Source organism: Hyalangium minutum (genome assembly GCF_000737315.1).
Lineage (GTDB): Bacteria > Myxococcota > Myxococcia > Myxococcales > Myxococcaceae > Hyalangium > Hyalangium minutum.
Map to the genome: position 1 here is coordinate 416,739 of NZ_JMCB01000013.1, position 12,631 is coordinate 429,369.

At 66.5% G+C, this 12,631-nt stretch carries 11 protein-coding genes; 4 read left to right on the forward strand and 7 right to left on the reverse strand.

All coding sequences use genetic code 11. From position 1 onward, the window contains the following. Positions 1–815 precede the first annotated feature (815 nt). From DB31_RS30550 to DB31_RS47075, 3 genes are all read right to left on the reverse strand, one after another. Complete coding sequence (locus DB31_RS30550) at positions 816–2,255, reverse strand: serine/threonine protein kinase (RefSeq protein WP_044193885.1); 1,440 nt, start codon at positions 2,253–2,255, stop codon at positions 816–818. Positions 2,256–2,366: 111 nt separating this feature from the next. Beyond that, positions 2,367–3,395, reverse strand: a complete 1,029-nt coding sequence (locus DB31_RS30555) for a trypsin-like serine protease (RefSeq protein WP_083968844.1) — start codon at positions 3,393–3,395, stop codon at positions 2,367–2,369. Positions 3,396–3,404: 9 nt separating this feature from the next. Beyond that, positions 3,405–4,310 carry a trypsin-like serine protease gene (locus DB31_RS47075; RefSeq protein WP_169787117.1) on the reverse strand — a complete coding sequence of 302 codons (906 nt, stop codon included), beginning with the start codon at positions 4,308–4,310 and terminating at the stop codon, positions 3,405–3,407. Positions 4,311–4,578: 268 nt separating this feature from the next. Between DB31_RS47075 and DB31_RS30565 the strand changes: the two genes are divergently transcribed. Then, positions 4,579–5,130 (forward strand): glutathione peroxidase, encoded by a 552-nt coding sequence (locus DB31_RS30565; protein ID WP_044193891.1) that lies wholly within the window; start codon positions 4,579–4,581, stop codon positions 5,128–5,130. Positions 5,131–5,193: 63 nt separating this feature from the next. Then, complete coding sequence (locus tag DB31_RS47080) at positions 5,194–5,619, forward strand: MmcQ/YjbR family DNA-binding protein (protein ID WP_075306280.1); 426 nt, start codon at positions 5,194–5,196, stop codon at positions 5,617–5,619. Here DB31_RS47080 and DB31_RS30570 read toward each other — a convergent pair. Together DB31_RS30570 and DB31_RS30575 are read right to left on the reverse strand one after the other, a co-directional pair. Beyond that, the gene (locus DB31_RS30570) at positions 5,537–5,953 is read right to left on the reverse strand and encodes a VOC family protein (protein WP_044193893.1); all 417 of its coding nucleotides are present in this window, start codon (positions 5,951–5,953) and stop codon (positions 5,537–5,539) included. The genes DB31_RS47080 and DB31_RS30570 overlap by 83 nt on opposite strands. Before the next feature lie 56 nt (positions 5,954–6,009). Continuing rightward, entirely contained in the window at positions 6,010–6,996 is a 987-nt protein-coding gene (locus tag DB31_RS30575; protein ID WP_044193894.1) for a sigma-70 family RNA polymerase sigma factor, read from the reverse strand. Positions 6,997–7,138: 142 nt separating this feature from the next. Here DB31_RS30575 and DB31_RS30580 point away from each other — a divergent pair, with 142 nt between their 5' ends. Beyond that, positions 7,139–8,314: an AI-2E family transporter gene (locus DB31_RS30580; RefSeq protein WP_044193896.1), complete on the forward strand. Its 1,176-nt coding sequence runs from the start codon at positions 7,139–7,141 to the stop codon at positions 8,312–8,314. Between the two features lie 82 nt (positions 8,315–8,396). Beyond that, the gene (locus DB31_RS30585) at positions 8,397–9,155 is read left to right on the forward strand and encodes a 2OG-Fe dioxygenase family protein (protein ID WP_044193898.1); all 759 of its coding nucleotides are present in this window, start codon (positions 8,397–8,399) and stop codon (positions 9,153–9,155) included. A 52-nt stretch (positions 9,156–9,207) separates the two neighbouring features. Here DB31_RS30585 and fusA read toward each other — a convergent pair whose 3' ends face one another. Beyond that, positions 9,208–11,313 carry an elongation factor G gene (gene fusA / locus DB31_RS30590; protein WP_044193900.1) on the reverse strand — a complete coding sequence of 702 codons (2,106 nt, stop codon included), beginning with the start codon at positions 11,311–11,313 and terminating at the stop codon, positions 9,208–9,210. Between the two features lie 381 nt (positions 11,314–11,694). Continuing rightward, positions 11,695–12,579 carry a bestrophin family protein gene (locus DB31_RS30595; RefSeq protein ID WP_044193902.1) on the reverse strand — a complete coding sequence of 295 codons (885 nt, stop codon included), beginning with the start codon at positions 12,577–12,579 and terminating at the stop codon, positions 11,695–11,697. Positions 12,580–12,631: the final 52 nt, after the last annotated feature.

Genomic DNA, 12,631 nt, shown 5'->3' on the forward strand with positions numbered 1-12,631 from the left:
AGATCTTCCCTGCTCCACAGGGGGGAACACCAGGCCCGCATCGCTCGATGCATTCCATCCACACCGTGTCTGATTGGGTCGGCTCCGTCAGCGCCCGGCAGGCCTGGCCTTCGGGGCAGGGGCTTTCCCAGCAGGAGGGCCCGTACACCCGTGCGCAGACCGAGGCGCCTTCCGGGAAGACGACACAGCGCTGGCCTTGGGCGCACTCTCGTCCTGCGCACGTGGGCAGGCATGTGGGCTCGGGAATTGTCTCCGCACAGAAGAATCCGGTGGGGCACCCGGTGGACTCGACACCCGGCAGGCACGGGCGGCCGCACCAATGATAGGGATTGCCGCTGCACACCAGCCCGGCAGCGCAAGCGTGCCCTTTGTCCCGCGGGGCGGGATCACAGAACTCGCCCTCCTGCCGTTCCCCTGGCGGAATGCAGATGCGCACCTGGAGCCCTTGCTCCTTTGTCGCGAGAGCACGGCAGAACTGGCCCTCTGGGCACTGCGCGTCCGTCAGGCACTGGCTGTCTGTGCAATACGCCTGGTTGTACCGGGCCTCGAACAAGCAGCCCAATGGAGGCTCGCAGTCGGCGCCCGACATGCACTCGTGGCGGTAGGTCATCAGCCGTAACCTCCGATCGGTATCGAGCATGGGGAGGATGCGCGTGCCGCCGAGGGCTGTGTCCGTTGACAGCTCTCGCTCTTGGAGGACCCGGAGGAGCAGGACGAGCGGCAGCGGCAGCAGGAGGCTCAGGCACACCGCAGCGGCTCTGCGACAGCTTGCCTTGTGCACCTACGGTCCTCCGCATGGTGTGCACTGACGGCAGTCACTGCGGATGGGGACGGCCCGCGCCCGAGGTGGACGGACGGCCCTGCTTGCCGGGAAGCACGGGCACGTAGCACGCCTGCTGGTACATCTGGCCGCCAAGGACATCGCACTCCCCGTTGCTCACCTTCGTGCGGGCCCAGCAGCCTCCGTTGAGCACCACCTGCTGGGGGTGAGGGCAGCGGCCTTTCTTGTCGGGCTGGGCTTGCCCCTCGGAGGGCTCGGGGAGACTCTCCGCCACGGCCCGCGTGGAGTCGAGCGAAGGAGCTGGCTCCAAGGGAGCGGAGGCCGCCTCCCCGAGCCCTGCGGTGTCCGTCTCGGCCGCTTCCGGCGTGGCGCTCAGGGGCACGGCGGGAGCCGCCCGAGGAGGCTCCTCGCCCACCGACTGCGGCGCTTGCTGCACGAGAGCTCCGGCCCACAAGCCCAGGGCACCCGCGGCCACCACGAGCCAGGGCCGCCACACGGGCTCTGGAGGAGCGCGCCGCGCCCCCATCGCGTCCGCTCGGCCTGCTTCGGGCTGAGGAGCACGCAGGCTCGGGGACGAGGGGCCGAGCGCCTCCGCGGCCTGCTCCAGCGCGGGGGTCAGCTTGGCCGCGGTGGGGCGCTCCTCGGGGAGAATGGCGAGCATGCGCAGGATCAGCTCGCGCAGCGGCGGCGCCACCCGGTCGGAGAACAAGGCGCGCGGCAGCTTGAGCGCATCCAGGTGGGCGCGGCCCTGTTCATCCTTCCGAGGCACGCCCATCTCCGGGTACCTGCCGGTGGCCAGCACGCAGGCAGTGACGCCCAGGGCGAACACATCATCCGCAGGCCCGGCCCGGTATCGCTCTGAGGCCTGGTGTGGCTGCAGGGTGAAGAGCCAGGCCTCGGGAGAGCGGTACGCGGGAGTGCCCGGAGGCAACTGCTGCGGGGTGAGCGTATCGGCACCGGGGTAGATGCTGGAGCCGAAGTCCATGAGGAACAGGCGGCAGTCCCAGCGGCGCACCAGGAGGTTGTCGCCCTTGAAGTCGCGGTGGAGCGCGTCCTGGGCATGGAGGTACTGGAGGGTGAGCGCGGCCTGGGCCAGCAGGCGGAGTTGCTGCTGAGCCGAGGGGCGGAACATGCGGCCCCAGTCGTACAGGGGCACGCCGTCGATCCACTGCATGGCCACGAAAGGGTGCCGAGCGCCCTCTGGGCTCACCCAGAGGCCAGCGCCCACGAGCCGGGGAATGTGGGGGTGGTGCGAGCGGGACAGCAGCTCCTGCTCTCGGAGGTAGCGCGGGTCCTCGGGGAGCACGGCGAGCTTGAGGGCCACGGGAGGCAGGTGCTCCCGGCCGATGCGCTCGGCGCGGTAGACGGCGCCGTTGACGCCCCGTCCGGCCCATTCCAGGACACGGAAGGGGCCCACGGGGGTGCCGGGAGGGAGCGCAGCGGGGTGGAGCGAGGACAGGGAGGAGCTCGACATGGGTGCGCGGCATCCTACCTCAGAGGTAGGTTCCCGTCACCCACCGTGAGGCGCAGGCCGAGGTGAGTCTTCAAGGCGTCACAACACACGGCCTCTACGACTTCATATCCATCAAGGGGACCTGGGCCTCGCCAACGTCTTCCGCATCGTCACCGCGCGTGCGTTGCGTATCAGCCTGTCAATCACGAGCTGCGAATGGAAGGTGCTGATACACACAGTCTTGAGGCCCCTGGCGGGCCGCTTGCCATGAATGATTCCCACCAACCAACGCTCCCCCGATTCGTCTTCCTGAAAGCAGGGCCCGCCACTATCACCCTCCTCGATATGGGCCGTGTTCTGCTTGTCAGAAGCATACTCGGTATGTTGCTCGTCGGTCGACGGGAGCTCTTTATACTCCTCCAGATGAATGTCCGTGACCTTGGTGGTGCCGAAATGGCGGATAGCTGAGAAGTACTTGCCATTCACCACCGTGCTGCCAAAGCCAACCACGAGGACGTTTTCCCCTTGCTCAAGCTTGCGCGAAGGGAATTTGTGCGCAATGGGGACTTTGATTTCGTGATTCAGCCGAATCACGGCAAGATCCGCCCGGAAAGACGTGATGGAGCCATTTCCATCAATCCCCATCCTGAACTCCTCTGGCAACAACGCAACGCCAGGAAATTCAATGAAATTCGACGAAGAGTCCTGGATGAAGCCGGAGCGCGAATTCGTGAGGGTCGGTGTATACTTCAGCACCATGGTGTTCTTGGCGCAGGCTTCCCTGTCGATGACCTTGTCTTTGAGAGCCGTGTCATTGTTCTTCGAGGCCTCAAACCGGGCATTCTCAACAGCTTGGGCACACAAACAATGGGCTGCGGTCAGGACCAGGTCGCTCTCGATCAGAACGCCCGTGCAATAGGTGACGGCCGCCACCTTCGCGCCGGGGTGTATGACACGGTTCCCGATCAGCACGACCGCTGGGTACAGATTGTCGTAGTCTGGAGAGCCACGCGACACTGCGAGCTGGATTTCAGCGGGCGGCGTTCCCTCTCCTAGCTCTATCCAGGCCTCCGTCCACTTCCCGGAGGCGCACGCACTCACCACCAGCGAGACAGCGGCAAGCCCGGCCGCCACCATAGGTCGCGACATCCACGAACGCATACACCCCTCCTACTGAGCTGCGCGCCGGATCTCCGACCGTATCCAATCGCCAAAGAAGACGGTGCTCATCAACGGTAATTCTTTCTCCGTTCCGGCACTGGCAATGCCGACGAGCTTGCGGTCATTTCCCTCTTCGCGAAAGCAGGGCCCCCCATCGAAACCGTTGTAGGTAAAGGGGCCTTGCTGCTCATAGATGAACCTGCCATTGGACGGCTCTTGAGGGGTGACAACCTTGTTGGTCCGGTAATACCGGGCCCCATAGAGCCCTCCCTTGTCTTTGTCGTATCCAAAGCCGGCCATGACAAGGGGTTCACCTGTCTGAACTTCCATCTCCGCGAGGCTGGCGATGGGAGTTCCGGGCTTTATGGGCTCATCGAGGCGGATGACCGCGAGATTCGCATGGGCTGACAAGACCGCCCCACTGGCGTCAAAAACAAGTTGCAGCTCAGGGTGGGGGTGAATTGTCCCGGGGTATACGTGCACTTTGACATCCGCGATCAAGGTACTTCCCACCGGCCCTTGGAAGACTGTCATCGCGTTGATGGTCCCATGACATGTCGAGCGATTGATGCTTCGTGTGTTCGCCGTGGGTTTGCAAACGCAATGGCCTGCGGTCAGGACCAGATTCGGGCTGACGATGACGCCGCTGCATTCCGCCAGTTCCAAAGGGCCCTTGGCTGTGACCATGACGGTGGATGCGTACGTGTTCTCGGAATCCCTCGTGCCTGCATCCTGGAGAGGCCTGCTATCGGCTGGCGCGATCGTGATGGCTTCGAGTCCACCATCGCGTGGCTGCGGAGGTTCCGGAGGGGGGCGCTCGCTCGCTTTGGGGGGCTGCCCGAGACCCTGGTAATACACGGTGCCTGCGACAGTGAGCGTGAGGACTCCAAGAATCAGCCATCGGGTTCTGTTCATGAAGAATCCTATCGAGGAACTCCTCGCCCAGAGGATAGGCCCTCCAAACCCGCCCAGGTCAAGGAAGGTTGGGACGGGCCCAGTCCAGGACACGGAAGGGGCCCACGAGGGTGCCGGGAGGGAGGGTCCTCCGTCAGCAGGGCCACCTTGAGGGCCACGGGAGGCAGGTGCCCCTGGCTGATGCGGACGGCTCGGTAGACTGCACCATGGACGCTGCGGTTGACCCAGTCCACCACGCGCCAGGGGCCTACGGTAGACTGCGGGCTCCATGAGCCAGACGATCTACGACATCCCCGTGAAGTCTATCGGCGGTGCCCCACTCACGCTGGATGCGTACAAGGGCAAGGTGCTGCTGGTGGTGAACGTGGCCTCCAAGTGTGGGCTCACGCCTCAGTATGAAGGACTGGAGAAGCTCTACGAGGGTCAGAGCGAGAAGGGACTGGAGGTGCTGGGCTTCCCGGCCAACAACTTCCTCGGCCAAGAGCCGGGCTCCGATGAGGAGATCCAGCAGTTCTGCAAGCTGACCTACGACGTGAAGTTCCCGCTCTTCTCCAAGATCTCCGTGGTGGGCGTCGATCAGCATCCGCTCTACGCGCGACTCACCCACTCGTTGCCGGCCGCCACGGGTGAAGGGCCGATGCGGGCGAAATTGAAGAACTACGGCCTCAAGCCCAACCCAGTGCCGGACGTGCTCTGGAACTTCGAAAAGTTCCTGATCAGCCGGGACGGCCGCGTGGTGGGCCGCTTCGCTCCGGATGTCACGGCGGACGATCCGCGCCTGACTCAGGCGATCGATGCGGAGTTGGCCAAGTCGGCCTGAGTCGGCCCTTCGATGCCGTCGCATCAGCGGAAGAACCCGAAGAGGACACGTTCTGCCCGAGGCTTGACCCAGGCAGATGTCCGCGAGCTGGCCCTGGCCCTACCTGCCGTGGAGGAGCGGACCTCCTACGGCACGCCGGGCTTCCGGGTGAGTGACAAGCTCTTCGCGCGGGTGCTCGATGAAGAGTCAATCGTCATCAAGGTGGAGTTCGATCACCGGGAGGCCTTGCTTCAGGCCCACCCGGATAGCTTCGAGGTGACGCCGCACTACCAGGACTACCCGATGGTGATCGTGCGGCTCGGCGCGGTGAAGCGCGAGTTGATGCGCGCGCTCCTCAAGGAAGCCTGGCGCATGTGCGCCTCGCCCAGGCTGCTCAAGGCCCAGGCGACTCCGGAGTCCGCTTCCCTCACTTCTGGATCGAGGCGGGGTCCATCCACACCACCTCCCAGTGGTGCCCGTCGAGGTCGTAGAAGCTCCAGCCGTACATGAAGCCGTGGTCGATCGGGTCGGCCGCGTGCTTTCCGCCCGCAGCGATCGCCTTCTTGACGACCTCGTCCACGTCGGCGCGGCTGTTGGCCGAGAGCGCGAAGATGCCCCCGGTGGAGGTGCGGGCATCGGAGAGCGGCTTCCGCGCGAAGTCCTTGAAGCGCGCCTCAGTGAGGAGCATCACGTAGGCCTCCTCGCTGAGGATCATGCTGGTGGCGGTGTCGTCGGTGAACTGCGCGTTGAACCCGAACCCGAGCTGGGTAAAGAACTCGATCGACTTCTTCAGGTCCTTGACGGGCAGGTTGACGAAGATCTTGCAGGTACGGTTCGCAGCCATGGGTGCCTCCATCGGAAGGGGTTTGTCCTACTAGAGACGGCCAGGGGCGCGAGAACTCATCGGTCGCCCTGAAAAAAAGAATCCCCATCGATAGGGGCAAGCTCCAGCGGAAGACCGAAGAGCGGGAAGAGCGCCTGGGTGTCCAGGAACGAGTTCATGGCGGCGATCCGGTCACCCTCGAGCTCCAGCACGATGAGCGCCCACGCCTGGTGGCGGCCCCCGGGGACACTGGGCGGCCGGTACTGGCCGAAGGCGGGCGAGCCGCAGGCCGAGGTGGGGATCAGCCTGGACCCGCGGCAGCCTGAGCCTCTCCCCAACAGCCAGTCCCGAATCGGCTGGTGGCCCTGGAGCCACAGCGCGTAGGGCGGCATCGACAAGGTTGCTTCCTGGTGGAGCAGCGTGGTGAGTGCGTCCACGTCGTACCGCTCGAAGGCCTCGACGTAGCGGTTCACCAGTGTGGCCTGCGAGTCGGACAACGGCGCGCGGGACTGGGTGAGGTCGCGAGTGGAGAGCGTCGCCCGGGCCCGCTGGAGCGCGCTGTTGACCGCAGCGACCGACATCTCGAGGCTGTCGGCGGCCTCAGCGGCGGACCAGCCGAGGACCTCGGTCAGGAGCAGCACCGCGCGCTGCCGGGGAGGGAGGTGCTGGAGCGCCGCCACGAACGCGAGGCGGATGCTCTGGCGCAGCATCACGAGCTCGGACGGATCGGCGTCCGAAGGCAGGGCTCTCGCATCGGGGATGGGCTCAATCCAGTGAGAGCCGGGCAGGGAGGTGAGCGTGTCCTCGACGGTGCCGACGGGGCCGAGCTCCATGGGGCGTACCCGCCGCGAGCGGTCATTCAGCGCGTCCAGGCACACGCGCGTGGCAATGCTGTAGAGCCAGGTGCGCATGGAAGAGCGCTCCTCGAAGCGGTCGAGGTTGCGCCAGGCCCGGACCAGGGTCTCCTGAACGGCGTCATCGGCTTCGGCAGCCGAGCCCAGCATGCGGTAGCAGTGGCCGGTCAGCGCGGCGCGGTGTTCCTCGAAGGATGCGGCGGTAGCCATCGCGCTGAGATCTATCAGGTCCCACCTCTTGAGTAGGGACATTGAGGAGGGACAGAGCAGCTCGGCTGCCTGCCTGGCGGGGCAGCAGCGGGTGGGACTTCCACCCCTACCGTCCACCAAGGAGACGTCCCATCGTTTGGCCATGGCCTCCGCTCAAGTAGCCCGTCGTGTGTTCATCGGGCTCATCCTCCTGTCCATCGCCCTGGTGTTGCTGATTATCTCGCCTTTCTTCGAGGCGTTCTTCCTGGCAGCGGTGCTGGCCGGAGCGTTTCACGGGCTGCAGAAGCGGCTGACGCGGCGGCTGCGAGGGCGAAGCGGACTGTCGGCGGGACTCATCTGCGTGGGCTTCGTCCTGGCGCTGCTGGTGCCGCTGGCCGCGCTGACGACCTTCCTGGTGTCTCAGATCCTCGAAGGGGTGAACTTCATCAACAACCTGGTGCAGCAGCGGGGGTTGGCGGGGCTGCTGACGTACGTCCCTGGCCCCTTCAAGGACTCCGCGGCGCGGATGCTCGAGAGCTTCCAGTCAAACAGCGCGGGGATGTGGGCGACGCTGCAGGCGCATCTGAGCTCCCGCGGAGCGGTGGCGGCGCAGACGGTGGGCGGACTGGTGGCGGCGACGGGCTCGCTGATCTTCCAGACGGTGATGATGCTCATCGCGCTCTACTTCCTGCTGGTCGACGGCAGCCGGCTCGTGGAGTGGATGGAGAGCGTGTCGCCGCTTAAGCGAGGCCAGACAACGGAGCTGCTGTTGGAGTTCCGCAGCGTCACGCGCTCGGTGCTGGTGTCTACCTTGGCCACGGCGGGCGTGCAGGCGGTGGCGGCGCTGGCGGGCTACCTCATCACCGGGGTGCCTGTGCCCATCTTCTTCGCGGCGGTCACGTTCTTCTTCGCGCTCATTCCGGCGGTGGGAGCCGCGACGGTGTGCGTGGCCGCAGCGCTGCTGTTGCTGGCCACGGGCCATCCGGTGGGGGCCGTCTTCCTGGCGGCCTGGGGCATCATCGTGGTGGGCCTCTCGGACAACGTCATCAAGCCGCTGCTCGTGAGGCGCGGCCTGCATATGCACGGCGCCCTCATCTTCTTCGCGCTGCTGGGAGGCCTGGCGGTCTTCGGTCCGATCGGCCTGCTGCTGGGGCCGCTCTGTGTGGCCTTCTTCCTGTCCGTGCTGCGCATCTACGAGCGCGATTTCGGGCGGCCCTCGCCCCGTCCGGGGGATCCGGCGACTCCGCCGCTGAACCCGCCCACGGTGGGGGAGGGCGAGGAGTGGGAGCCCTCGGGGCTCCACCTGGATGAGGACTCGCGGGATCGGCACCCCCACTGAGCTCAGGGCCGAGGTGAAAAGCGGAAGGGCCTCCGAGTTCACGGCACTCGGAGGCTTTTTCCGTTAACGTTGTTTTCGAGCCATGAGTCACTCGCTGCCTGTCACCAAGCCCTCACAGACCCCTGCAGTGCTGTTCGACCGCGGCTATGCCGTCCTGAGCCGAGAGGGGCTGTGCGAGCTGGTGGGCGCCCCGGCTGCCGAGCTCGATGCCCTGAAGCCGACCTGGAACGAGCTGCCACCGGACACGTACCTGCGGGACGGCGGTCACTACCGCTCGCGCCGGCACTCGTGCTTCATCGTCGAGGGCGAGAAGGTGACCCAGGTGCCGCACCGGGCGCACTGGCAGCCAGTGGAATACAACGCGCTGCACGGAGGTCTGGAGCGCTGGTTCGAGCCGATGACGCCGGCCGTGATCGGTCAGCCGGTCTGGCCGCAGCTGCTGCGAGGGCTCGCCGCGTGCTGCTCCACGTTGAAGGGGGCTCAGCCCTGGTACGTCGAGGCACACCAGTTCCGCATCGACACGACGGACGGGATTGGCCGGCCGACGCCGGAGGGGGCCCATCGCGATGGCGTGGACTTCGTGGCGGTGCTGCTCGTCGGGCGAGAGGGCATCAAGGGCGGTGAGACGCGGGTATTCGAGGCCAACGGTCCTCACGGTATCCGCTTCACGCTGACCGAGGCCTGGTCCGCGTTGCTGCTCGATGACGAGCGGGTGATCCACGAGAGCACGCCGATCCAGCCGCTGGCCGAGCTGGGACACCGGGACACGCTGGTGCTGACGTTCCGCGCGAAGGGATTCCAGGGGCCTGCCCATCCTTCGCCGGAGCCGCCGCATCGATGACTGCTGAAAAGGAAGAGGCCCCGAGAGCTGTGGCTCCCGGGGCCCGGTCTTCCTACTGCGGTTGTGCCACCACCGACTCCTGCAGCGTGTCAGGCACCGGCTCGTACGTGGCCAGCCGCAAGGTGGCGCTCGCGCGGCCCTGAGTGCGGCCTCGCAGGCTGGTCACGTAGCCGAAGAGGTTGGCCATGGGGACCTGCGCGGACACGCTCCGCACCGCTCCATGGCCCTCCATTCCCCGCACCCGCCCGCGCCGGGAGGACAGATCCCCGAGCACATCCCCGAGGAACTCCTCCGGCGTGGTGACCTCCACGTCCATCACTGGCTCCAGCAACCGCACCCCCGCCTGCCTCGCCGCCTCCTGGAAGGCCAGCGAGCCTGCCATCGTGAACGCCTGGGGCGTGGAGTCCCGCACGTGCGTGTCTCCATCCACCAGCCGCACTTCCACGTCCACCACCGGGTAGCCCGCCAGCACGCCTCGCTGCATCGCCCCCGCCACGCCCTTCTCGATGGCCGGGATGAACTCCTTCGGGATGACGCCGTTGTGCGTGTCATCCACGAAGACCAATCCCGAGCCTCTCGGCGCCGGCCCCACCTCCATCACCACTCGCGCGTACTGTCCCGGCCCGCCCGTTTGCCGCACGTGGCGGTAGTCCTGGCGGACTTTCTGGCGCAGCGTCTCGCGGTAGGCCACCTTCGGCTGCCCCACGCGCGCCTCCACGCCGTACTCCGTCCTCAGGCGATCCACCACGATCTCCAGGTGCAGCTCTCCCATCCCCGACAGCAGCTGCTGTCCGGTCTCCGAGTCCACCTCCACTCGCAGGGAAGGATCCTCCGCGCCCAGCCGCGCCAGTCCCTCCTCCATCTTCTGCTGCTCCCCGCGAGAGCGAGCCTCGACGGCAAGCTGGATGACCGGCTCGGGGAAATGGAGCGCCTCCAGCACCACCGGGGCCTCCAGCGCGCTCAGCGTGTCGCCCGTGCGCACCCCTCGCAGGTTCAGCGCCGCGCAGATGTCGCCCGCATGCACCTCCTCCACCTCCTCCCGCTTGTTCGCGTGCATGAACATCAGCCGGCCCACGCGCTCGCGGCGCTGCTGGCGGGTGTTCAGCACTGCCATCCCCGTGCGCAGCGTGCCCGAGTACACGCGCAGGAACGCGATCGTCCCCACAGACTTGTCGTGCATCAGCTTGAAGACCAGCGCGCTCATGGCTTCCTCATCGTTGGCCGGACGGGTGACCTTCACCTGCGTGTCCGGCGTGACGCCCTCGACCGCCGGGAGATCCGACGGCGCGGGCAGGTAGTTGACGACCGCATCCAACAGCATCTGCACACCCTTCTTCTTGAACGCCGCCCCCGTCAGCACCGGGACCAACTGCCGCTGCAGCGTGCCCAGGCGGAGCGCGCGCTCCAGCTCCTCCTCCGTGATCTCCTGCAGCCGCCCGTCCACGTACTTGCCCAGGACGGTGCCATCCACCTCCGCGCACGCCTCGATGAGCCGCAGTCGCAGCGCCGCTGCCTCGGACCGCAGCGGCTCGGGGATCTCCTGTGCCTCCGAGGGCTCTCCCGACGCCTCGTCGAAGAAGAAGGCCCTCCTGCGGAGCAGGTCCACGACGCCCCGGAACTCCGGCCCCGCACCGATGGGCAGCTGCACCGGCACAGGGTTCGCGCCCAGCCGCTGACGGATCGACTGCACGCTCATGGCGAAGTCCGCGCCCACCTTGTCCATCTTGTTGAGGAAGGCGATGCGCGGCACCCCATGCCGGTCCGCCTGGCGCCACACCGTCTCGGACTGTGGCTCCACGCCCTGGCTGGCGTCGAACACCGCCACCGCTCCATCCAGGACGCGCAGCGAGCGCTCCACCTCGATGGTGAAGTCCACGTGCCCCGGCGTGTCCAGGATGTTGATCCGGTGCGGCGTGCCCGCGAAGAGCCCGCGCTCCGGCTTCCAGGAGGCCGTCGTGGCCGCCGAGGTGATGGTGATGCCGCGCTGCTTCTCCTGCACCATCCAGTCCATCTCGGTGGAGCCCGTGTGCACCTCGCCCATGGCGTGGATGCGGCCGGTGAAGAACAGGATGCGCTCGGTGAGCGTGGTCTTGCCCGCGTCGATGTGGGCCATGATGCCGATGTTGCGGTACCGCTCAATGCGTGTCGTGCGAGACATAAAGGTTTCCCGATCCCGCCGGGTAGAGCCACCCGCGGGTCCAAAGACAGACACTGGTTGATAAGGAATGGCGCCGCGGACAGACGGGTGCGCACACGGGGGGCCAGAGAGCGGCCCTCAGCAGGGCGCACTCAGGTCAGCGCGAGGACACACGAAGTCCGAGACCGATCAGAGGCGGAACCGAGCCCGCTCGGCGCACGGGAACCAGCCAACCCGCGAGCCAGGGGACACCGGTCCGCCTGATCAAATGTCGAGCAGCACCTTGTTGCGGGAGCCGAGACGCACGTCAGCCATCGGCGCGAGCACGCGCACGGACGGCACACCCAGGATGGTGGAGACGGGCCTCATGACCCAGTCATATTAAACACGCGTCTGTATTTGTCAATCGGGCCTGGCGGTCTCGGAAGGCAGCAGCGCCAGGAGGTTGGCCTGGATGACGCCACAGATGCGATCGAGCGGCAGATCGTTCTCGTCGGTGCCGAAGGGATCCTCGATCTCCACGCCGATCTCCTCGATGCCGAAGAAGACATAGGAGAGGAAGAAGGTGGCCACCACCGCGCCCCAGCCGAAGCTCTCCACCAGCGCGAACGGCAGCGAGCCGCAGTAGATGACGAGCGCGCGGCGCAGGTGCACCATGTATGCGAAGGGCATGGGCGTCTTGTGGATGCGCTCGCACCCGCCCAGGTAGTCGATGAGTTGCTGGACGTTCTGATCCAGCGCCATCTGCGTGTACTCGTTGTAGTGGCCCCGGCGGCGGCCTTCGGAAAGGGCCTCGCTCATCCGTTGGGACACCGCGAGCGCAACGTGTTGGGCAGTGCCCGCCTGCCGCACCTCCTCTGGTGGGAGCTGGGCGGTGACCGGGCCGAGGTCCTTGTCACCTCGCAGCCCCGAGGCCGCGGCATAGGGGAACACCACGGTCCACTGCACGAGCGTCCGGTAGAGCGCCGGGTCTCGCTCGCGGAGGAAGACGCTCGAGGCGCGCGCCAGGTTACGCGTCTCGTTGACGATGCCGCCCCAGAGCTTCCGGCCCTCCCAGAAGCGGTCATAGGAGGAGTTGGTCCGGAACACCAGCAGCAGGCCGAGCGCCACGCCCACCAGGCCATGCATGATGTTGGGGATGCCGATAGGCTGGACGTGGTGGTGGAAGGCCACGACCCCTGTCGCCCACAGGGTGACGACAAGCAGCCGTCCGACGATTTCGCGGACCATCGACCCCTTCAGGTCGAAGAAGTGATGTCCCCACTGATGCGGATCGTAGTCAATCATCGCAGCAGGCCTTCTGGATCAGCCCGGGCCTCTGCGCAACGGACTTCTGCAA

Coding starts and splice junctions, on each gene's coding strand:
- DB31_RS30550 (WP_044193885.1), bottom strand. CDS start 2,255: ATGTCGAGCTCCTCCCTGTCCTCGCTCCACCCCGCTGCGCTCCCTCCC.
- DB31_RS30555 (WP_083968844.1), bottom strand. CDS start 3,395: ATGCGTTCGTGGATGTCGCGACCTATGGTGGCGGCCGGGCTTGCCGCT.
- DB31_RS47075 (WP_169787117.1), bottom strand. CDS start 4,310: ATGAACAGAACCCGATGGCTGATTCTTGGAGTCCTCACGCTCACTGTC.
- DB31_RS30565 (WP_044193891.1), top strand. CDS start 4,579: ATGAGCCAGACGATCTACGACATCCCCGTGAAGTCTATCGGCGGTGCC.
- DB31_RS30570 (WP_044193893.1), bottom strand. CDS start 5,953: ATGGCTGCGAACCGTACCTGCAAGATCTTCGTCAACCTGCCCGTCAAG.
- DB31_RS30575 (WP_044193894.1), bottom strand. CDS start 6,996: ATGGCTACCGCCGCATCCTTCGAGGAACACCGCGCCGCGCTGACCGGC.
- DB31_RS30580 (WP_044193896.1), top strand. CDS start 7,139: ATGGCCTCCGCTCAAGTAGCCCGTCGTGTGTTCATCGGGCTCATCCTC.
- DB31_RS30585 (WP_044193898.1), top strand. CDS start 8,397: ATGAGTCACTCGCTGCCTGTCACCAAGCCCTCACAGACCCCTGCAGTG.
- fusA (WP_044193900.1), bottom strand. CDS start 11,313: ATGTCTCGCACGACACGCATTGAGCGGTACCGCAACATCGGCATCATG.
- DB31_RS30595 (WP_044193902.1), bottom strand. CDS start 12,579: ATGATTGACTACGATCCGCATCAGTGGGGACATCACTTCTTCGACCTG.